This window comes from Thermatribacter velox (genome assembly GCF_038396615.1).
Lineage (GTDB): Bacteria > Atribacterota > Atribacteria > Atribacterales > Thermatribacteraceae > Thermatribacter > Thermatribacter velox.
Map to the genome: position 1 here is coordinate 1,975,707 of NZ_CP121689.1, position 18,338 is coordinate 1,994,044.

Here is an 18,338-nt window from a genome sequence, read left to right on the forward strand (position 1 = left end):
TTATCGACACCGCCCCGAACCGACACCGGTTTTGTCGGTGTCGCCCTGAATCGGTGTCGTTTTTTTCGACACCACCCCGAACCGACGGTGGAGCCGTCACCCTGAACTGACAAATTCGAAGAATTTGTCACCCTGAACTTGTTTCAGGGTCTCACTGTTTCAGGGTCTCACCGGAAAAAGTCTATGCTCAGGTCCTTCCATTGGGGGTTACTCCGGGTAATCAGGTTAATCTTCCATTGACGGTGCCAGTTCTTGAGTTGCTTCTCCCTTGCGATGGCCTCTCTGACACTGGGGGCAACTTCATAGTAAACCAGCTTCTTCAGGTTATAGCGTTTCGAAAAGCCCTCTATAAGGCCCTTTTTGTGCTCGTATATTCTGCGCTGCAGGTTGTTGGTCACTCCAATGTAAAGAACCTGGTTGCTTTTATTAGTGAGAATGTAAACGTAGTACTCTCTCTGTCCCGACATGGTTTTTATGATAGCAATAGAGAATAGCAAAAGAAAGGCTCCCAAACGAGAGATCCCGAAATCCTGAGATCCTGAACTGAGATCCTGAAATAAATTCAGGATGGTAAATCCTTCGGATTCACCAATTCAGGATGGTAAATCCTTCGGATTCACCAATTCAGGATGGTAAATCCAGAGGATTTATCAATTCGAAACGACGGGGTAGGTATCTTACTGTTCCAGAATCTCCTGTTCCAAGTTCCCGACATCCCAAAAAACCCAAAAAGTAAAGACTTGACCCCCGGACATTTTTATAAACCCTTTCCTACTCAACCAAAGTTTCCTATAATGAAGAAGGTTTCCAATAAAGGTGTGAAGAGCTATGAAGGCAATTTACAAAAAGGCCGTCCAGCTTTTCAAAGACAAAATCCAGAGAGTATACGGTGATCGCCTGGTTGCCGTGATTCTGTATGGTTCGTGCGCAAGAGGTGAAGAAAGTGATGAATCTGATATTGATCTCTTCGTCCTCCTGAAAGACATAGGTGACTTCTGGAAAGAGGTCCACCAGATTTCAGAAATCGAATCACAGGTTCACGAACTCCTTGATTACCAGGTCTTTATCTCGGCAATTCCGGTGAGGGCCGAAGATTTTTATCAAAAACAGTTGCCCATCTTCATGAATGTAAAAAAGGAAGGAATCTTTGTTTGAAAGACGAGATCGAAAGACTAATCAGCAAGGCCAGGAAAAGCCTTGAAGCAGCAAAGATGCTATTCCAGGAAGGTTACTACGGTTTTGCCGCCTCACGGGCTTATTATGCCATGTTCTACGCAGCCGAAGCTTCCCTTCTCAAGAAAGGACTTTCTTTCTCGAAACACTCTGGCGTGATATCAGCTTTTGGGAAGCACTTTGCAAAACCCCGGATAATTCCCAGTGAATACCACAAAATGCTTCGTGACGCCTTCCGGGTGCGTAACATAGGTGGATTACGGTTACGAAGAAGACGTTACAAGGGACGAATCGGCAAATATCCTCTCAAATGCTGAAGATTTCCTGAATGTTATCGAAAACTACCTCCATAGAGAAGAGCTTTAAGCTCAGGCTGCCCCAGAGCCAAAAAGCCATCGGCATAGCCCTCAGACAGCCTGCGAAAAACAGAAAAAGAAATTCAACCCCGCTTTTGGCATCCCAAAAAACACAAAAAAGTAAAGACCTGACCCCCTAACCTCCCAAATTTCCCGCCTGTAATGTATTGTATACAATAGAAGCAGGTTTATTTGTGAAAAGGTGAGCAACATGGCAAAGAGGGCAAAATACGTAACACCCGAAGATATTGCAGCATATCGGCGCGCCCTTTTTGCTCGGTCACAAAAAGCCTTTCCTGAGATCGAAAAAAGGCGTTCTCAAGCCTGGGTCCTTGCCCACAGAGCAGCAGACATCCTGCGAGAGCGCTTTGGAGTAAAACGAGTTGTGCTTTTCGGTTCTCTGGTTCATGAGGGATGCTTCACTCTTTGGTCCGACGTGGATCTGGCAGTCTGGGGATTGCGCCCTGAGGACACCTTCAAAGTCATGGCTTTTTTGCGAGACCTTGATGAAAACATTGAAGTGAATTTGGTTGATATCCAAAGCTGCAATCCTCACTTCGAGCAGTTATCGAATCAGAAGGAGTCGAGATCTGATAGAACATTATCGAGTGCTTATGGAACGCATAGAGCAGGAACTTTTGGCCTTGAAACACGTTGTTTCCTGTATCAAGCGTTCAATGGCTCTTGCCCGGGAGCACTCTCAGGAACAGGATGTGTATCTCGATTCCGTTGCTCTGAACCTGCACGACTTTTACACTGGCCTGGAGAGGGTCTTCAAACGGGTTGCCGAAATGATTGACGAAAGTGTCCCCACAGGACGCAACTGGCATCGAGATCTGCTTTGGCAAGTGGCAAAAGAATATTCTCCTTTCCGTCCGGCTGTTTTATCTGAAAAAAACTGAGCAACTCCTCGAAGAATACCTTCGCTTTCGCCATGTGGTTCGAAATGTTTTATGCTTTTGGGTTCGACATCTACCGCCTGGCATATCTCGTTGATCGTTTAGATACAGTATTCGATGAGCTTCGCGAAGAGCCGGAGTCTTTTGTAGGCTTTCTCAGAAAGCTGCTCGAGCCTTGAAGAGCCTTTTGCCTGAAACTCAAAACGGCACACCACCTTGAAACAGCCCCGGCATCACAAAAAATGCCCCGAACTGGACGATATCTTCAAATCGACCATCCTGAACCGACGGCAAAACCGTCATTCCGGCTGCAGGGCTTTCCAGATTTCTCGCAGTATTCCCCGAGCAATTTCGAGGATTTTCCTTGCATCTAACTCCGTAGGCTCACCCTTTGGCAGAAGCCCAAGATCGGCAGGATAACGAGATTCCAGGTAAATGCTACTAAGGATTTCGAGTTCATCCACGGAAAGGCGTACATCGGGATAGTATTTCCTTACTTTGTGATATAAGATAACAAGGTCATGAACTCTGGGCGGATTGATATGCAGGCGCCAAAGCAAACCTTTTAAAGCTTTTTCAACGGCCTGCTGGGCGTGGAACGATGCCAGACGGTACAATCCTTGAGCATAAAGTATTTCCCCTGCTTTGATATCCTCGCTGGCATAATCAAACCAGGGGTCTCCGCTCATAGAGGATCTTGCCTTGAGTAGTGATTTCTCGAATGAAAGGCGATTGTTTCTCCTCGAGGAATTTTACTTCTTCTGGGGTCAGAATAAGGACATCAAGAGGAACCTTTCGGGAAATCCCCCTTAAGGCTTTGCTTCGGCGGTAAATCCGTGGCTCTTTAGTCTTTTTGATTATGAGGAGGTCGATATCACTTTCCTCGGTTGCCTTGCCACGTGCCAGAGACCCAAAGAGAATAATTTTCTCGGGTTGGTATCGCCGAACAAGGACCTTAACAAGCCTCGCTATCTCCTTTTTTACTTCTAAAGAAGGTTTACGCATCATCTTATCCCTCTTTTCAATTATACAGTATCTCTTGCAAAAAAATCATCTTTAAGTTCGAAACGACGGGGTAGGTGTCTTACTGTTCCAGAATCTCCTGTTCCAGGATCCCGACATCCCAAAAACCCAAAAAGTAAAGACTTGACCCCCGGACATTTTCAGTGCTCGGTCACCTGTGCTACAATTAGCCTTAGGGAGAAGACCGAAAACGGTGAAGGCAATGCAAAAATACCTACCTCTTTTTGACTACGTGGTAAGTCTCACGGCACTGTATGCTTCTTTCTGGCTGCACCTTCTTCTGCGTGGGAACCCGCACGTCTTGCGGCTTCTCTCTTTATTAAGCGACTTGCTCTTTCTGGCTCCGCTTCTTCCAGTCTTTCTCAACGCAGTGCTTGGTACCTATTCCAGGCGCTCTCGCTTTGCGCTTTTTGCCTCCTCCCGCCTCATCGTCTCTTCTATCCTGACTTTTTTCATCTTCACCACCGCTCTTTTTTACCTGCGTATTTTTGAATTTCCTCGTCTGATCATCCTTCTCTGGGTGTTCATGAACTTCATCTTCTTTTACTCCCTGCGTATTCCTTTCTTCCGCAAGCGGGAAAACGGAAGATTGTTCGTCCTTTATCGCGGAGAAAAGGGCCGAAAAATGTTTGAAGACATGCACTGGAAAAGTACTATCCGGGGAACGGTGGTCGGCGGAACTGACATTAACACCCTTTCTCAGGAAGAACTGCGCGACTACCTGCGCCACATCGTCCAGGACTTGAGCGTTGACCGCTTTCTGCTCATCCTGGAGCCTGAAGAGCGTTCCCGGGTTACCGCATTTCTTGAAGAAGAAGGCATCGAGTACGACCTGCGGGGTGCCCTTTACTTTTTTGAAGAAAGGCACGGGCAGGTTAAGCTGGTCCTTGCAGACCTCGTGGATTATCCCAAAATGCTCGAAGAAAACCCATACCTTCCCTTTAAAGAAGCCTTTGATCGGATTATTTCCTGTATCTTGCTTCTTCTTCTTTCACCGCTTTTTGCTGTCCTGGCCCTTTTGATTCGCCTTGACTCTCCCGGCCCTGTCTTCTACCGGCAGGTGCGGGTCGGAAAGGATGGAAAAATCTTTACCCTCTGCAAGTTCCGAACTATGGTCCCTGATGCCGAGCGAGAAACTGGAGCCGTGCTTGCCCAAAAAAACGACCCCCGGATAACTCGAATAGGAAGAATCCTTCGCAAAACTCGCCTTGATGAGCTACCCCAGCTCTGGAACGTACTGCGGGGTGAAATGAGCCTGATAGGCCCTCGCCCAGAACGTCCGGAGTTTGTGGAACAGTGGAAAAAACTCATTCCTCATTACGAAACCCGGCTTTTAGTAAAACCCGGTATAACCGGCTGGGCGCAGGTCTGCGGGAGGTATGATGAAGGCCCAGAAACCGTCTGGGAAAAGCTCGAATACGACCTCTACTATCTGCGAAACCTCTCACCAAGCCTCGACCTTGAAATACTCGCCCGGACCATCCTGGTTGTACTTTTCGGAAAAGGAGCACGGTAGGGTTTGGTTGGTTGCAAATTCAAAACCCAAAAAGTAAAGCCCTGAACCCACTTCTACAAATTCCATTACAAACCCATCTTTTCAATCATTATCTGATTCACTTTGTGAACATCAAACTTCTTTTCGGCAATTTTCCTGCTTTCAAGACCCATCGGTTCAATAGACTCAGGGTGCAGAACAAAGAATTCCATAGTTTTTACCAGAGCTTCAACATCTTTAGGAGGAACTAAAAGCCCGTTGTGCCCATGAATAACTGTTTCTCTACATCCTGGAACGTCTGTGGTAATAATCGGACGCCCCATCGCCATAGCCTCAAGAGCGGACCGAGGCACACCTTCCCGGTAGGTAGAGGGCAAAACAAAAACACTCGAAGAAGCAAGAAAAGGACGTACATCATTGGTTTCCCCAAGATATTCAATAATGCCTTCATCTACCCAGCGAGCAATAACCTCTTTTGACAGTCCATTGGGATTTTCGTCAAAAGGACCAAGAAGGCGGAAAACAACCTCGGGATGCCTTTTTTTAACAATCCTTGCCGCTTCAGCATACTCTATGATGCCCTTATCCTTAATTAACCTCGCAACAAGTATAAACGAGAGGGGGCTACAAACGGGAGATGCTGGGTAAAACCTTTGCAGGTCCACACCTGATCCATTAACCACTACGGCTTCGGTATGCCTACCAATAAGCTCAAGAGATTCAAAAAGTTCCAAATCGTCTCTGTTTTGAAAAAACACTACCTGATTGTAACGCAAAGCCAGGCGGTATAAGAAAACTACTCCTTTGTTCAAAAGCTTCTGTTTAATGCTCTCATTAACAAAGGCATACCCAAGACCGGTTATAAGGGAATATATCCTGGGTACTTTAGCTATACCAGCGGCCAAAGAACCATAAATGACCGGTTTTATGGCATAAGAAAAAACCACATCCGGTCGGATGTTTCTGATAAGGGTCAACAATTCTCGGAAGGTCATAAAATCCTCTAAAGGGTTAACACTGCTCCTTTGCAACCGAATAGGTACAAAAGAAGCTCCAAGCTTTGCAATCTCTTTTTCAAACCCCTTTTCTGGACCAAAAGCAAAAACTTCATGACCTCGCCGAACAAGCGTTTTGATGAGCTCTCCACGGAAATTAAGTAAGGAACGGGTATAATGGGAAATCACTAAAATTTTTGCCACTTTACCATCCTTCGCGCCAGATGTCTATGTTCTTTACCCACTCCCAGTTTTCTTTAAACCAGGCGATCGTTTTTCCCAAACCTTCTTTGAGTGGCGTCCCTGGCTTCCAACCAAGGAGTCTTTTTGCTTTCTCAATATTTGCCCAGGTAGAGGGCATGTCGGTCTTTTCAGCAGGTTTATATTCAATAAGTACCTTTTTTCCAGTTAGCTCTTCTATCAGCGAAATAGCTTCCCCGAGAGAATGGGGGGCATTAGAGCCAAGATTGATAACTTCATACCCGGAAATACCAAGAGAACGAATAGTTCCTTCAACGATATCGTCAATATAGGTAAAATCCCTCCTTTGGGTTCCGTCTCCGTAAATAACCAGCGGAATGCCCTTTAGCACCAAGTAAATAAAACGAAAAATGCTCATATCAGGCCTTCCTGCTGGACCATAAACAGTGAAATATCGTAAAACAACTACATCAATACCATATAAGTAGTGATAGGTATACGCAAGAGCTTCAGCTCCTTTTTTACTCGCTGCGTAAGGGGAAATAGGTTCGTTAACCGGAAGACCTTCGGAAAAAGGTAGTGGCTGCCCAGCGTAAAGAGACGAGGTAGAAGCGAGGACAAATTTTGGCACACCAAATTCCTGGCACAATTTGAGAATGTTTAAGGTTCCATCTACATTGACACTCACATATTCCTCAGGACGGCGCATACTGTAGCGAACACCAGCCATCGCAGCAAGGTGAAAAACTGCATCGAAAGCCCCGCATTCTTTGAATACCATCCTGAGATCCGATACGTTTCTAATATCAGCTTTGAAAAAACGGAAATTCGGGAAAGAGCGAAGCAGAGAAAGCCGATACTCTTTCAACCTCAAATCATAGTAGGAATTCATGTTGTCTATGCCTACAACAAAGTTTTCTCCTACGAATAATTATGGTATAAACTTAAAAGGGACAGAGGACCATGTTCCCCTAAGCCTTAGAGCTTCAAAAGGAGTCTGTCCCCCGTCCCTAAAGTCCCTATTGGTTGATTTGGCTACCAAGCCACTGTCAAGCGGGAGATAGGACTTGGGACGAAAAACCAAAAATAACTTTTGCGAGGTCTGGCCATGAACAAAAACTCCTGGCAGTATTTCATAGGCATTGATGTTTCCAGGGACAGGTTCACCTATGCAATCATCGATGCTTCTTTGCAGGTGCTCAGTGAAGGTCAACTGCATATGAACTTGGAGGGATTCACTGCCCTCAGCCAGCTTATTAGCTCCTATCCCAACTCCCTGATTGGTGTGGAGTCTACTGGGAGTTACCACCTCAACCTCCTGGCCTTCCTGATTACCAACCAGTACCCGGTGGCACTCATCAACCCCGCCCTCATCAAAAAGTTCTCTCAGAGCATCACCCTGCGCAATACCAAAACTGACCGCATTGATGCCCTCACCATCGCCAGGTTTCTGCTCAAAAACCTGGAAGTGATTCCTCACTTCATCCCTGACAAGCTGGATGACCTGGCTGCCCTGGCCAGGGTGAGGGAAAGCCTCACTCAACAGATTGCCAGAACCAAGACCCAGCTCAAACAACACCTGGTGGTGGTCTTCCCGGAACTGGTGGCTCACCGCAACATCTTCACCGATTTCCTGCTCTCGGTACTTGAAGAATTTCCCACTCCCCATTCGGTTCTCAAAGCCTCCCCAGGCAGAGTGAAGGCTGTCTTCAGAAAGCTCAAAGCAAGAGGAAGAAAACCATCTCTCAGTGCTGAACAGTTCTTGGAACTTGCCAGAGATTCCATCGGTATCTCCACCACCAACTATGCCCTGATCATCAAACATGAAGTGGAGATGCTCCGGTTCCTCAACCAGAAGCTCCAGGAGATTACCAAACAGTTCATCGAGGAAATCCAAAAGAACCAGAAAGACAACTTGGAACTCCTCAAATCCATCAAAGGAGTCAGTGATATCACCTCGGCTCATTTTCTGGCTGCAGTCAAGGATATACACAGGTTTGAAAACCGAAGGAAACTGGCTGCCTATGCAGGTATTGACCCTTCTATCAAACAGTCTGGTTCCCGGTATGCTCGAGGTGGAATCAGCAAGAGGGGCTCTAAGTCTTTGCGGAGATGTCTCTACCTCATGGCAAGTGGAGTTATGCGCTGCAATGAGTACTTTAGAGCTTATTACTTGAAAAAGAGAGGTGAGGGAATGCCCCACAGAAAAGCAATGATTGCCCTCTGTAACAAGCTGTTGAGGGTTATCTTTGCTATGCTCAGGAAAGGTGAAAAATTTGTTCCAGTTACACATTATTTATAGTTGACTCCTTTCAAAAGTGATTCTGCTAACTTGCTCCCAATAAATCCACAAGCACCTGTTACGATATATAAAGACATTTATCTCCTCCCTATACCTTCATAAACGAAGCCTTTCTGCTTTACTCTATCTGGCTCCAGCACATTCCTTGCATCAAGAACTACGTTGCCCTTAAGTAATGACTTAACCTTCTCCAGGTCCAGATTGCGGTAGCAATTCCACTCGGTAAGAATGCAAATCGCATCACAATCTTTCATTGCTTCATACATATCCTCAAAGAAAGAAACAGAATTTCCAAAGACTGACCTTGCGTTTTCGATTGCTTGGGGGTCATGGGCATGTATTTTCGCTCTCCTTTCGAGTAAAATCCTCACCACATCGATTGCCGGAGACTCACGGATATCATCAGTCTCTGCTTTGAAAGCAAGTCCCAACACGCAAATTTTTCTTCCTTCAAGATTACCTAAAAGCCTCTCCAGTTTTCCCACTACCTTCTTGCGCTGCCCTTCATTAGCCTTAATAACTTCCTCAATCAAGCTCATTTCTTCTCCAAAACGCTTGCCCATTTTAACCAGTGCTCTGGTGTCCTTGGGAAAACAGCTTCCACCAAAGCCGGGCCCAGGATGCAAGAATTTTGGCCCAATGCGCCCGTCCATACCCAGCGCCTTAGCCACAACCTGAACATCAGCTCCCACTGCATCACAAAGATTGGCAATCTGATTGATAAAAGTAATCTTAAGGGCAAGAAAAGCATTATTAGCATACTTGATGAGCTCAGCAGTTTCAAAATTACAGAAAACAAAGGGGGTTCCCAAAAGGTACAAAGGCCGATAAATTTCTCGCATGAGCTCCTGAGCTTCTCTGCCTTCTGTACCTATGACAACCTTATCCGGGTGGAAAAAATCATAAACAGCTTTCCCCTCTCTCAAAAACTCAGGATTGGAAACTACGGTAAAAGAAACATTTGGATTAAGCTCTTTGAGTTTTCTTTCAACTTTGCGAGTGGTACCAACCGGCACTGTGCTTTTTACAACAACCGTTTTAGGAGTTGTGCTATATCTTGCAATAGCTTCCACCGCACTCCAGAGGAAGGAAAGATCCACATCTCCATCTTCTTTAGCAGGAGTACCAACAGCAATAAAAATTACGTCCCCCTCTTTTATCGCCAGAGCGACGTCTTTTTCAAAACAGAGTCTACCTTCTTTGCAATTGCGCTCAAAGTACTCTCCTATTCCTGGCTCATAAATGGGAACAACGCCTTCTTTGAGTAAGTCAATTTTATCACCATCCACATCTGTACATACAACCTGATTACCAAAGTCAGCAAGTCCCACTCCGCAAACCAAACCTACATAACCTGTACCAAGGATAGTTATTTCGCAAGACACACTTGCAACCCCTTTCTACATCAAACAAGGTTTAACCCTTTCCTCTCGAGAAGCTCTCAGTACAACTCCTCCCACTTATCCACAACCCGCTCCATGTCAAAATTTTCAACAATGTGCTGACGCCCCAATTCACCCATCCTGCTCTGTTCCTCTGGAGGAAGGTTCATTAAGCGCATCATAGCTTGAGCCAGAGAATCCGGCTCTCCAGGAGGAACAAGAAAGCCGGTCACTCCATCAAGCACGATCTCTCCATTACCGCCAACATCTGTAGCAACAATGGGAAGTCCAGTAGCATGGGCTTCAAGAAGTACGTTTGGCATTCCCTCCCAGGCTGAGGACATAACGTAGGCGTCTGAGGCATTCATGAGTTCGGGGACATCACGCCTTATGCCAAGGAAGGATACCCGCTCAGCAATACCAAGCTCTTCTGCTAAGACCTCCATGGAAGGCCTAAGCGGTCCATCACCAGCGATAAGAAGGCGTGCATCGGGACGCCTTTTAAGCACCTGAGTAAATGCCTGAAAAAGGCTGGCATAGTTTTTCTGGGGATCAAATCTTCCCACTGCAATCCAGACAAAGTCGTTATCGAAGCCAAAAACTTTTCGAACTCTTGCCCGAATCTCCAGATCTGGATGGAATCTTTCGGTATCCACGCCATTTGGAATATAGCGTATTTTGTATCTCGAAACAGCACCAATCTGGATATACCTTTCCAGTCCGACACGGCTCACCTGAGTAGTAAGGTCGCAAAGCGGGTCGGTTATCCGATAAAGAAAGGTTCTTAATCTTCCCGAACCCTTCCGACCTCTTTCATCAATATTGCGGGCTGAAGAAATGAGAACGGGAACCGGAGCAAATATTTGTGCTATCCGGGCAAAAATATTGGCATGTATCATATGACTGTGGACAATACGGGGGCGCCATTTGCAAATGAGCCGGACGAGATGCCAAAGGGGCCGAGGATTTGGCATCTTACTTTTTATGTCAAGTGAAAACACAGAAATGCCTGCTTCTTCCAGTTCTTCAACATAAGCTTTTGGTGAAAGGAGAGTCACAACTTTTACTTCCCACCCTCGCTCTTTTAAGCGGGTAGCAAGGCGAACAAGCTGCGTTTCTGCACCACCAAAGGAAAGGCCAGTGATAAGGAAAAGGACTTTCATGCCCATATCCTTACTCTCGGAATTCGGGCAAGCGCAAGCGCAAGAGGCACGAGCTTTGCACTGTGCCGAACGGCAGTACCATAATTGGAAGTGCCAATAGAAAAAGTAATCAACAAAAAGAGCAAAGTCCAGAATACCCATCGGCGTTCCTTCTGTTCCAAAATTCTGACCAAAGAACTGATAACCAGCAGGGTAACGACAAAGTTGCAACCCGCAATTATCAATCCCAGCAAGTCAGCCAATGAAGAAACAAGCCACGGAAAAGGCATAAAAAGAAAATAAACAATGCGAACCGGAACCTGTAAAATCAGATCTAAAAAGTTATCCGGTTGAAGATTGCGCAAGTACGCTGCTCGACTGCGAGCCGCTCTCGCCTGTTGAAGTGCTATACTTTCCACGAAATCTCCAGACCTCATAATTATCCCCGCCTTACTTAACCCCCAACCTGTAGATAGGATAGCAAAAATTATTAGAAACAAACAACACACTGCAATAGACCTTCTAACCAACGCCCGGGTTCTTGCAAAATAAAGGGCGTCGAGTAATCTACGCAGCGCAGCAAGACCGGCCACAAAAATCGCAGGTAGCGTGCCAGTATGGAAAGCCACACTTAAACCATACATAAAAACTGCCCCTAAAAAATCTATAAGTCGATCCTCTTTAAGCCAGCGTATAAAACACAATGTTCCTAAAGTTAAGGGAAAAACAATCATTGTTTCCCGCATAGTAATGGCTGAATAAAGCACAAGTGTTGGAAAAAGAGTTACACACCACGCTGAACAGTAAGCGTGCTTTTTTCCCCAAAGAAGAAAAGCTATCCAAAAAACATTGTAAACGATTAAAGTCCCCAAAATAACATTGACTGCCTGGGCCATTAGCGGGTTGCGACCAAAAATAGAGTAAAGCATTGCAATAACCCAGGGATATAGTTTTGATCCGGTGCGAAATTTTTCTAAAGCTTCCCAAAAACCAGCCTGTGCCCACCTGGCAGCAGTAACTTCAAAGCTAACAGCATCAGCCTGGGAATCAGGAAGAGGAATCACATAATAATGAACCAGGGCAAAAAAAGCGCGAACTATAAAAGCAACAAAAAGTAAATTTCGTAAACGAGCATTCCCGCGAGAAAGCTTTAATATCACTATCGCTCCAAAAGCGAAAAAACAAAACCCCCATAAATCTCTCATAATCGAGTTCCCACACATTCCCCTATCAGCTTCAAGTATTCCTCCACAGCCCTCTCCACCGTGAAATCTTGAGCTCTTCTTTTGCCCTTTTCAGAAAGTTTCCTGGCCAGCTGTTCAAGAATTATCAACTCTTTTTGAGGGTAAAAAACTCGACATAAACTCGTAAAGTTTCTTCGCTTGGTTCCTCCAAGAAAGCTCCTCTAAAGCGTACTGCTTTATATTATTAATCAATGTTTTTCGTAACTCCGAATCAACATATATATATTCTAAGGCCTCGCTTAGAGAAAAAACATCACCTGCTTTAGTGATCAGGCCAAACTTCCCAAAACCCACCTGCTCTGGTAACCCCCCGCAATCAGAAACAATGACGGGTTTTCCAGCTGCAAATGCCATAGAAACTACCCCAGATTGCGTACCACAAATATAAGGAGCTACAATGACATCGGAAGCCTTTACTAAATAAGAAATTTCCACATCAGAAAGCCACCGATTCAAAACATAAACTTTATTCTCCGGTAATTCGCTAATTAACTTAGCCTCCTTTCTCGAAAGTTTTCCCTCTCCCGCAATAACCAACCTTACATCTGACTTGCCCACCTCAAATTTCTGGAAAGCCCTTAAAAGTACTTCCAAACCTTTATATCTTTTGATTCTCCCAAGAAAAGCAACGACAAATTGAACTCCTTGCTTCGCGTTATCTTTTAATAATATTTTTTTGCTATAGTCCTCTTCAAAACTCAAACCGTCAAAATAATAGTTAAAAATACCATGCGGTAAAACCAGAATCCTATCATCTGTTATACCGTGTTTCTTAAATAACATCTCTTTATAGCAACTACTTAAAAGAATTAAAGCGTCACTTTTCCTTATTACGAATCTTTGTTGAAAATAGAGGTATGGATTTCTCTCACCAAGATGAAGAACTGGATCGTGAATAGTAGCAAACACCTGCGCAGAGGGCTTGAGCCTTTTGATAGCAGAAAGAATAAAGGGACTCCAGGTATGGAGCATGGGAAAGTAAACCAGGTCGGCATCAAATGCAAATATTGCATCTATTACTTTCCAAATCTTCTTTTTATTCACCAATGAAAAGAAAAAACCCACAACGTTTTCATAGGTATCAACACAATAGCAATTTAGTTTTTTCCAGTCTCTAAGATTTTGGTTAAAGGAAGAAATTATACATACTTGATCTATAAAGTTGGCCAACTCACAGGCCATTGAAAAAGAATATATATTTCCTCCTCCTTTTCTACCTAAATAAACTGTCGCAAGTTTCATTGTATTTTCACCTATCCAAGACTAAAAAACAACAACGACAGTCTAACCACCACAAAAGTGGCGACTTACTGATACCGGTTACTCAGCAGTTACAGTTAACCACGGGAACATCAAATGGTTCCATGAAACTACCCTCGAAAAATATATCAACAAGTCAGGCAATACGCAAGGAGTTAAAGGCACTATATGGTTTGCTACAAAAGCAAAAACTATGAGCAATACGATGAAACGACAAAACGATGAAAATCTTTTATAAGCAACCAAAAAATCCTTCAAAAGGTATCTGAAGCTCTTAAGTACGTGAAAATTACAGACTTGTAAAAGGGAGAACTCCGAAAAAGGAACGATATAAAATTGAGTTAATTTCAAAGTTTCTAACCAAAAATAAACTTTTCTTTATAAAAAAACCGCAGAAAAAAGCAGGAAATAAAGTCTATCTAACTGTTAAAATAGACGAGGTGTCATCTAATGGATAAACTTTTTTCAGTAGTGGTACTCACTTATAACCAGGAAAAACTTGTAGAAGAATGCTTGGAGAGCATCTACAAGCAGGATTATCCTCATATAGAGCTTATCGTCAGCGATGACGCCTCGCAAGACCGGACTGTTGAAATAGTAGAAAAGTGGCTTGCAAAAAAAGGTAACAGGTTTATAAACACCGTGTTAATCAAATCACCCAAAAACACAGGCATCTCAGCAAACCACACACGGGGAGTTAAGCAAACCAAAGGAGAGTTTTTAAAATATATCGGTGGCGACGACATTCTCTTGCCTGGAGCTCTCAAAAAGATGGCCAACTTCCTGGAGAAAAACAAAAACATCCTCATAGCCACTTCATTCATTCAGCCATTTGTATCTAACCCTCAAAATGGAAAAACATTGCTTTTGCCACCAATACCTGAAAAATGGGCAGTCAAAGTGCTTCAGAAACCTTGGCAAGGACAATTCGGCTACATGTCGCGCCATTGCTTTCTTCCCGCACCCGGTTTCTTTTTCAGAAGGAAAATTTTTGAAGAAATTGGCTACTTTGATGAAGAGTTCAAGCGTTTTGAAGACTGGCATACCTGGCTGAAATGCCTCTTGAAAGGACACAAAATTCATTTCCTCCCTGAGGTAACGGTAAAATGGCGCATACATCCAGATTCAGTCAGCACTTCTGCACTTTATAAAAGTGATAGGCGCTTTCAGGAAGAAAATTTGCTTGTATACAAAAAATATATTCTTCCCAACCTTGACTTACTGACAACTTTTGAAAAGATTCATATCAGAGCAAGAATCAAGTTTATCGAAACGCTTATTGCAAATAACGGACACATAAGCGCACTAAACAAAGCCCGCATGGCCTATCTCTTAGACCCGATAAAATGGGTTGAATTCCCAGGGTGGTTGTGGAAAAAGATGTTCGACAAACGGGGTAGAGAGGTTAAAAAGCTTTTTCGCCGGGAATAATCGGAGCTTCTATCTTAAATATACTTCAGGCAGTGCATACCTTGCGAGCGTGCTCCTTAAGCTTACCATCTTAGAATTTTATCAAGGTTTATCAAACCCTCGCAGAAGATATGGTCAGCTCAAACTCTGTAGGGTCCGGCTTTCTCCATGCGTCCAATTTTACCCCTCCAGTCTCACATAAAGATAGTTTACCACGCCTTTTAATTCATCTTCCTGGTTGAGTTCTTTGTAAAGGTTTCTCGTAGCTTCCTTAAGGTCGCTGCTTGTTATTCCATGCATTTGCAAATACACGGCTTCTGCAAAGGCAACGAGTCTGTCGCACTTTTTCAAAAGCACCCCGTTCACTGGTACTATATTGTTACTCCTACTGATTTTGTAACAGTATGAATCTATATCCTCAACAGGCCTTGAAATTCCTCCTTCAAAAACACGGTTCGAGAATTCATCCACCTCGATTTTTCTCTCTCCCTCGAAACCATTCAAAATCCCTAAGAGAAATTTCATTTCTGGCACAACGTATTCGGGAAGCAAAGGAATAATTGTCCGCTCCATTTCCGCAAGTTCCATTTTCCGGACTGTTTCCTTGCCCAAAACTGCTTTTACCCCGCTCACTATATCTCTGGTTGTAACTTCGGGAAGGTCATGAAAAAGTCCTGCAAAAAAGCTCCCATACCACCACATCTGGTTTACATCTTGTTTGTCACGGCTTTTACATCTTTTTACTCACGGCATAATAGCACTTATCAATAAGACTTGCCAACAATCTACTAAATACATCTCGTTCTAAAGGAGGATAAACCATTACTTATTTAGTCACTAATGCCACTACTTCCTCTCCTACCATGTAACCCAACTTGCACATTCCGTATTCAAAAATCCAAAAAACTATTCCCCCAACTTTCATGCCAAATCCTTGCGTTGCATCATTACTATAAGGACTCTGTTTTTTTCGCAACAAGCAACTCGCACTCCAAATTGAACGAGCTCCCTTTGTTACAGTCCAAACCCGCCAGGCTTTTAGCCCCGCTTGCTCGATGCATGCCCTCAATGAATCAGCAGAAAATAGAAAGAGGTGACGCGGTGGCTCTAGATTACGACAGTATTTCCCAAAGAGGATAGTTCCTAAACTTTTTATATTAGGCGTAGCCACTACTAATTTTCCACCTGGTCTAAGAATTCGACGACACTCAACAAGCAATCTAACAGGATCAGAAACATGTTCAATTACATGATTCATGGTAATAGCGTCAAAGCTTTCGTCAGGAAACTTGATTTCCTCCAGCGTACCTTGAAAAACATTTAATCCAAAGTGTTCCCTCGCAATGCTTACCGCTTTAGGATCTGGCTCAACACCTATGACTTCCCAACCCAATTCCTGCATTCGGGCCAAAAACTGCCCATTCCCACATCCAACATCGAGCAATTTACCCCGCTCCTCGGCTTTAAGATACATAACACCTGCAACGACGATTTCCTTTAGAAGACCCATTTTAGACAAAAGTCGAACTATCAGATCGTCTCGTTGCAGATTTATGGAGTAACCAAGCTCTTCCTGTAAAATCTTCTCCTTTATCGCCCTGCGCAATCCTTTTGCAAACCCCCTTTCTGGAATGCTTGAAAACTGATGTGTGTAATACCCCTTATAAAGCTTATTAATATCACTTGTATCAGGGCGTGGAGTTAACCACACTAAGTCACACTTTGAACAACGCATGAGCGACCAGGTGCCTTCTACTCCAAAAAGGCGATCTCTAAGATCGCTGTAAAGCAACGTGCCAATTTTGCCACACAATAAGCACAACTCAGCTTTACAAGCACGTATACCCTCATTAACTATGATTTGGCCATCTTCCACCACGATTTAATTCCCCCCAAAATTACTTCTTTATCCGAAGCATCAAGTATATTCCTCCAAACAAACCAGACAAACAAAACCAAAAGGGCTATGAAAGAAACAAACTGGACAAACAGTGAAAAATCTCTCGTCATAACTTTTAGTCCATAAAACGCATTACCAAATAACAAAAGAACAAGGCTTTTACCAACCGTACCATTGGACAGGAAGAACCGAAGCGATAACTTATATCCCCTAAAAGTGGCTACAAACAATAAACAAGTATCCAATGCTATACGCAAAGCCCAGGCTATAGCTGCCCCAGTAATACCCCATTTACTAATTAAAAACCAGACACTTCCAATATAAATGGGAAGCTCAAAGAGGTGGAACTTGGCTGGAAGATCAGGTCTTCCTACTCCTTGAAGCAATGCAAATGGTACATGAGCGAAAGAATTTAGTAACACACCAAGAGCAAGAACTTGAAGTACAACTGTACTTTCCATCGCAAAGTCGCTTCCCAACCATATATGCAAGATTTCTTTAGCAAAAAGCGTTATCACGAGAACAATAGGACCCAGCACTAAGAGAATGTATTTGATAGAACGCGCAAAGAGAATGACAAGGTTTTCTCTACTCTCACTCCCACTAAGAGTACTAAAAGCCGGAAACAACGCCATAGTAAGACTGGTAGGTATAATCCAGAGGCGGGTCACGGCTTCATAAGGAGCTGCGTAATAGGCCAATGCAGATACTGAGAGAATCGAACTAATCATAAAACGATCCAAATATACTAAAATAGGACCAACAATGCTTGACACTGTAACCCATCCCCCAAAAGAAAAGAGACGAGGAAAAAGACTAAAAGAACTCGAGTATTTCCTTAACTGGGGAAGTAGTCGAAGATTCAGCACTACAAAGGCAACCAAGACAAAAACCCTGGCAAAGAGAATCAGTACTACAATGCCCGGGAGACCGAATCCAAAAAAGAATCCAATCAGGGGTAAAAGGTATGTTAGAGAGCTGACAGGAATTCTTACTGCGTTTATCAAATCAAATCGCTGGAATGCTTCTAAAACCCCCCTGAAAGAGCCAGAAACTAAAACTATGGGAACAGAAAAGGCAAGAAGATGGATTATAACGATAGCTTCGCCAATTAACTCTTCGGGTATGTTCAAAATATGCCTCACCAAAAAAGGGGTAATTATGATAAGAATGACTCCCCCAACAACACCCAATACTGCCTGAGTTGTAACTGCTGTCCAAACAAGTCGTGGAATCTCATTTAATTTTCCCTTACCTACTGCTTCAGCAACAAACTTGGTAGTAGCCCGTCCCAAACCCAAGTCAAAAACATTGAAATAACCCAAAATTATCCAAACCAGAGATAAAAGTCCAAACCGTTCTGTTCCTAAAATGCGTACAATTAAGGGAATAGTTACAACTCCAACAAGCAAAGGCACAACCTGACCAAAAAAGTTAAGAAATGCATTACGAACTAAAAGATTCCCTGTAAAGCTCGAAATGTGAAACACAAGAGACACAGGACGTGAAAGGTTATCATTTTCAGACATTTTCACCGCTCCATAAACAGCTGTAAA

At 43.8% G+C, this 18,338-nt stretch carries 20 protein-coding genes and 1 pseudogene; 8 read left to right on the forward strand and 13 right to left on the reverse strand.

The features are described 5' to 3' along the window. Positions 1-167 precede the first annotated feature (167 nt). Positions 168-467, reverse strand: a complete 300-nt coding sequence (locus QBE54_RS09820) for a GIY-YIG nuclease family protein (RefSeq protein ID WP_369019437.1) — start codon at positions 465-467, stop codon at positions 168-170. Positions 468-828: 361 nt separating this feature from the next. On the opposite strand from QBE54_RS09820, the gene QBE54_RS09825 reads away from it, so the two are divergent. The 5 genes and pseudogenes from QBE54_RS09825 (at position 829) to QBE54_RS09845 (ending at position 2,607) form a co-directional block, all read left to right on the forward strand. Continuing rightward, positions 829-1,155: a nucleotidyltransferase domain-containing protein gene (locus QBE54_RS09825; RefSeq protein WP_369018011.1), complete on the forward strand. Its 327-nt coding sequence runs from the start codon at positions 829-831 to the stop codon at positions 1,153-1,155. Then, positions 1,152-1,490, forward strand: coding sequence for a HEPN domain-containing protein (locus tag QBE54_RS09830; RefSeq protein WP_369018012.1), 339 nt, complete (start codon positions 1,152-1,154; stop codon positions 1,488-1,490). The genes QBE54_RS09825 and QBE54_RS09830 overlap by 4 nt, the downstream gene beginning before the upstream one ends. A gap of 250 nt (positions 1,491-1,740) precedes the next feature. Next, positions 1,741-2,031, forward strand: a pseudogene (locus QBE54_RS09835) (nucleotidyltransferase family protein); the annotation flags it as partial. Between the two features lie 28 nt (positions 2,032-2,059). Continuing rightward, the gene (locus tag QBE54_RS09840; RefSeq protein WP_369018013.1) at positions 2,060-2,431 is read left to right on the forward strand and encodes a hypothetical protein; all 372 of its coding nucleotides are present in this window, start codon (positions 2,060-2,062) and stop codon (positions 2,429-2,431) included. A 44-nt stretch (positions 2,432-2,475) separates the two neighbouring features. Then, complete coding sequence (locus tag QBE54_RS09845; protein WP_369018014.1) at positions 2,476-2,607, forward strand: hypothetical protein; 132 nt, start codon at positions 2,476-2,478, stop codon at positions 2,605-2,607. A gap of 120 nt (positions 2,608-2,727) precedes the next feature. On the opposite strand, the gene QBE54_RS09850 is transcribed toward QBE54_RS09845, so the two are convergent. Together QBE54_RS09850 and QBE54_RS09855 are read right to left on the reverse strand one after the other, a co-directional pair. Continuing rightward, entirely contained in the window at positions 2,728-3,117 is a 390-nt protein-coding gene (locus QBE54_RS09850) for a HEPN domain-containing protein (RefSeq protein ID WP_369018015.1), read from the reverse strand. Continuing rightward, positions 3,095-3,436, reverse strand: coding sequence for a nucleotidyltransferase domain-containing protein (locus tag QBE54_RS09855; RefSeq protein WP_369018016.1), 342 nt, complete (start codon positions 3,434-3,436; stop codon positions 3,095-3,097). Before QBE54_RS09855 ends, QBE54_RS09850 begins: the two co-directional genes overlap by 23 nt. Before the next feature lie 217 nt (positions 3,437-3,653). Here QBE54_RS09855 and QBE54_RS09860 point away from each other — a divergent pair, with 217 nt between their 5' ends. Then, entirely contained in the window at positions 3,654-4,967 is a 1,314-nt protein-coding gene (locus QBE54_RS09860; RefSeq protein WP_369019438.1) for a sugar transferase, read from the forward strand. 65 nt (positions 4,968-5,032) lie between these two features. Here QBE54_RS09860 and QBE54_RS09865 read toward each other — a convergent pair whose 3' ends face one another. Continuing rightward, positions 5,033-6,145, reverse strand: coding sequence for a glycosyltransferase family 4 protein (locus QBE54_RS09865; RefSeq protein WP_369018017.1), 1,113 nt, complete (start codon positions 6,143-6,145; stop codon positions 5,033-5,035). A 1-nt stretch (position 6,146) separates the two neighbouring features. Beyond that, on the reverse strand, positions 6,147-7,034 hold the full coding sequence (locus QBE54_RS09870) for an NAD-dependent epimerase/dehydratase family protein (RefSeq protein WP_369018018.1): 888 nt from the start codon (positions 7,032-7,034) through the stop codon (positions 6,147-6,149). A 216-nt stretch (positions 7,035-7,250) separates the two neighbouring features. Here QBE54_RS09870 and QBE54_RS09875 point away from each other — a divergent pair, with 216 nt between their 5' ends. Continuing rightward, the gene (locus QBE54_RS09875; protein ID WP_369017714.1) at positions 7,251-8,444 is read left to right on the forward strand and encodes an IS110 family transposase; all 1,194 of its coding nucleotides are present in this window, start codon (positions 7,251-7,253) and stop codon (positions 8,442-8,444) included. Positions 8,445-8,521: 77 nt separating this feature from the next. On the opposite strand, the gene QBE54_RS09880 is transcribed toward QBE54_RS09875, so the two are convergent. Genes QBE54_RS09880 through QBE54_RS09900 form a run of 5 tightly spaced genes read right to left on the reverse strand, consistent with a single transcriptional unit; the run spans position 8,522 to position 13,454 of the window. Next, entirely contained in the window at positions 8,522-9,829 is a 1,308-nt protein-coding gene (locus QBE54_RS09880) for a UDP-glucose/GDP-mannose dehydrogenase family protein (protein WP_369018019.1), read from the reverse strand. 56 nt (positions 9,830-9,885) lie between these two features. After that, a complete protein-coding gene (locus QBE54_RS09885) occupies positions 9,886-10,995 on the reverse strand; it encodes a glycosyltransferase family 4 protein (RefSeq protein WP_369018020.1) in 1,110 nt (369 codons plus the stop codon). Continuing rightward, a complete protein-coding gene (locus tag QBE54_RS09890) occupies positions 10,986-12,173 on the reverse strand; it encodes an ArnT family glycosyltransferase (protein ID WP_369018021.1) in 1,188 nt (395 codons plus the stop codon). The genes QBE54_RS09885 and QBE54_RS09890 overlap by 10 nt, the downstream gene beginning before the upstream one ends. Further along, positions 12,170-12,301, reverse strand: a complete 132-nt coding sequence (locus tag QBE54_RS09895; RefSeq protein WP_369018022.1) for a hypothetical protein — start codon at positions 12,299-12,301, stop codon at positions 12,170-12,172. Before QBE54_RS09895 ends, QBE54_RS09890 begins: the two co-directional genes overlap by 4 nt. Continuing rightward, on the reverse strand, positions 12,288-13,454 hold the full coding sequence (locus QBE54_RS09900; RefSeq protein WP_369018023.1) for a glycosyltransferase family 4 protein: 1,167 nt from the start codon (positions 13,452-13,454) through the stop codon (positions 12,288-12,290). Before QBE54_RS09900 ends, QBE54_RS09895 begins: the two co-directional genes overlap by 14 nt. A 468-nt stretch (positions 13,455-13,922) precedes the next feature. On the opposite strand from QBE54_RS09900, the gene QBE54_RS09905 reads away from it, so the two are divergent. After that, positions 13,923-14,903 carry a glycosyltransferase gene (locus QBE54_RS09905; protein WP_369018024.1) on the forward strand — a complete coding sequence of 327 codons (981 nt, stop codon included), beginning with the start codon at positions 13,923-13,925 and terminating at the stop codon, positions 14,901-14,903. A gap of 159 nt (positions 14,904-15,062) precedes the next feature. Here QBE54_RS09905 and QBE54_RS09910 read toward each other — a convergent pair whose 3' ends face one another. From QBE54_RS09910 to QBE54_RS09920, 3 genes are all read right to left on the reverse strand, one after another. Further along, positions 15,063-15,584, reverse strand: coding sequence for an HD domain-containing protein (locus tag QBE54_RS09910; protein ID WP_369018025.1), 522 nt, complete (start codon positions 15,582-15,584; stop codon positions 15,063-15,065). Between the two features lie 124 nt (positions 15,585-15,708). Beyond that, positions 15,709-16,761, reverse strand: coding sequence for a class I SAM-dependent methyltransferase (locus QBE54_RS09915; RefSeq protein WP_369018026.1), 1,053 nt, complete (start codon positions 16,759-16,761; stop codon positions 15,709-15,711). Continuing rightward, positions 16,737-18,311: a flippase gene (locus QBE54_RS09920; RefSeq protein ID WP_369018027.1), complete on the reverse strand. Its 1,575-nt coding sequence runs from the start codon at positions 18,309-18,311 to the stop codon at positions 16,737-16,739. The genes QBE54_RS09915 and QBE54_RS09920 overlap by 25 nt, the downstream gene beginning before the upstream one ends. Positions 18,312-18,338: the final 27 nt, after the last annotated feature.

Excerpts from the sequence above, each read along its gene's own strand:
- QBE54_RS09890 (WP_369018021.1), bottom strand. The coding sequence starts at position 12,173 with ATGAGAGATTTATGGGGGTTTTGTTTTTTCGCTTTTGGAGCGATAGTG.
- QBE54_RS09845 (WP_369018014.1), top strand. The coding sequence starts at position 2,476 with ATGTTTTATGCTTTTGGGTTCGACATCTACCGCCTGGCATATCTCGTT.
- QBE54_RS09885 (WP_369018020.1), bottom strand. The coding sequence starts at position 10,995 with ATGGGCATGAAAGTCCTTTTCCTTATCACTGGCCTTTCCTTTGGTGGT.
- QBE54_RS09905 (WP_369018024.1), top strand. The coding sequence starts at position 13,923 with ATGGATAAACTTTTTTCAGTAGTGGTACTCACTTATAACCAGGAAAAA.
- QBE54_RS09870 (WP_369018018.1), bottom strand. The coding sequence starts at position 7,034 with ATGAATTCCTACTATGATTTGAGGTTGAAAGAGTATCGGCTTTCTCTG.
- QBE54_RS09825 (WP_369018011.1), top strand. The coding sequence starts at position 829 with ATGAAGGCAATTTACAAAAAGGCCGTCCAGCTTTTCAAAGACAAAATC.
- QBE54_RS09900 (WP_369018023.1), bottom strand. The coding sequence starts at position 13,454 with ATGAAACTTGCGACAGTTTATTTAGGTAGAAAAGGAGGAGGAAATATA.
- QBE54_RS09920 (WP_369018027.1), bottom strand. The coding sequence starts at position 18,311 with ATGTCTGAAAATGATAACCTTTCACGTCCTGTGTCTCTTGTGTTTCAC.
- QBE54_RS09850 (WP_369018015.1), bottom strand. The coding sequence starts at position 3,117 with ATGAGCGGAGACCCCTGGTTTGATTATGCCAGCGAGGATATCAAAGCA.
- QBE54_RS09875 (WP_369017714.1), top strand. The coding sequence starts at position 7,251 with ATGAACAAAAACTCCTGGCAGTATTTCATAGGCATTGATGTTTCCAGG.
- QBE54_RS09910 (WP_369018025.1), bottom strand. The coding sequence starts at position 15,584 with ATGTGGTGGTATGGGAGCTTTTTTGCAGGACTTTTTCATGACCTTCCC.
- QBE54_RS09860 (WP_369019438.1), top strand. The coding sequence starts at position 3,654 with ATGCAAAAATACCTACCTCTTTTTGACTACGTGGTAAGTCTCACGGCA.
- QBE54_RS09855 (WP_369018016.1), bottom strand. The coding sequence starts at position 3,436 with ATGATGCGTAAACCTTCTTTAGAAGTAAAAAAGGAGATAGCGAGGCTT.
- QBE54_RS09820 (WP_369019437.1), bottom strand. The coding sequence starts at position 467 with ATGTCGGGACAGAGAGAGTACTACGTTTACATTCTCACTAATAAAAGC.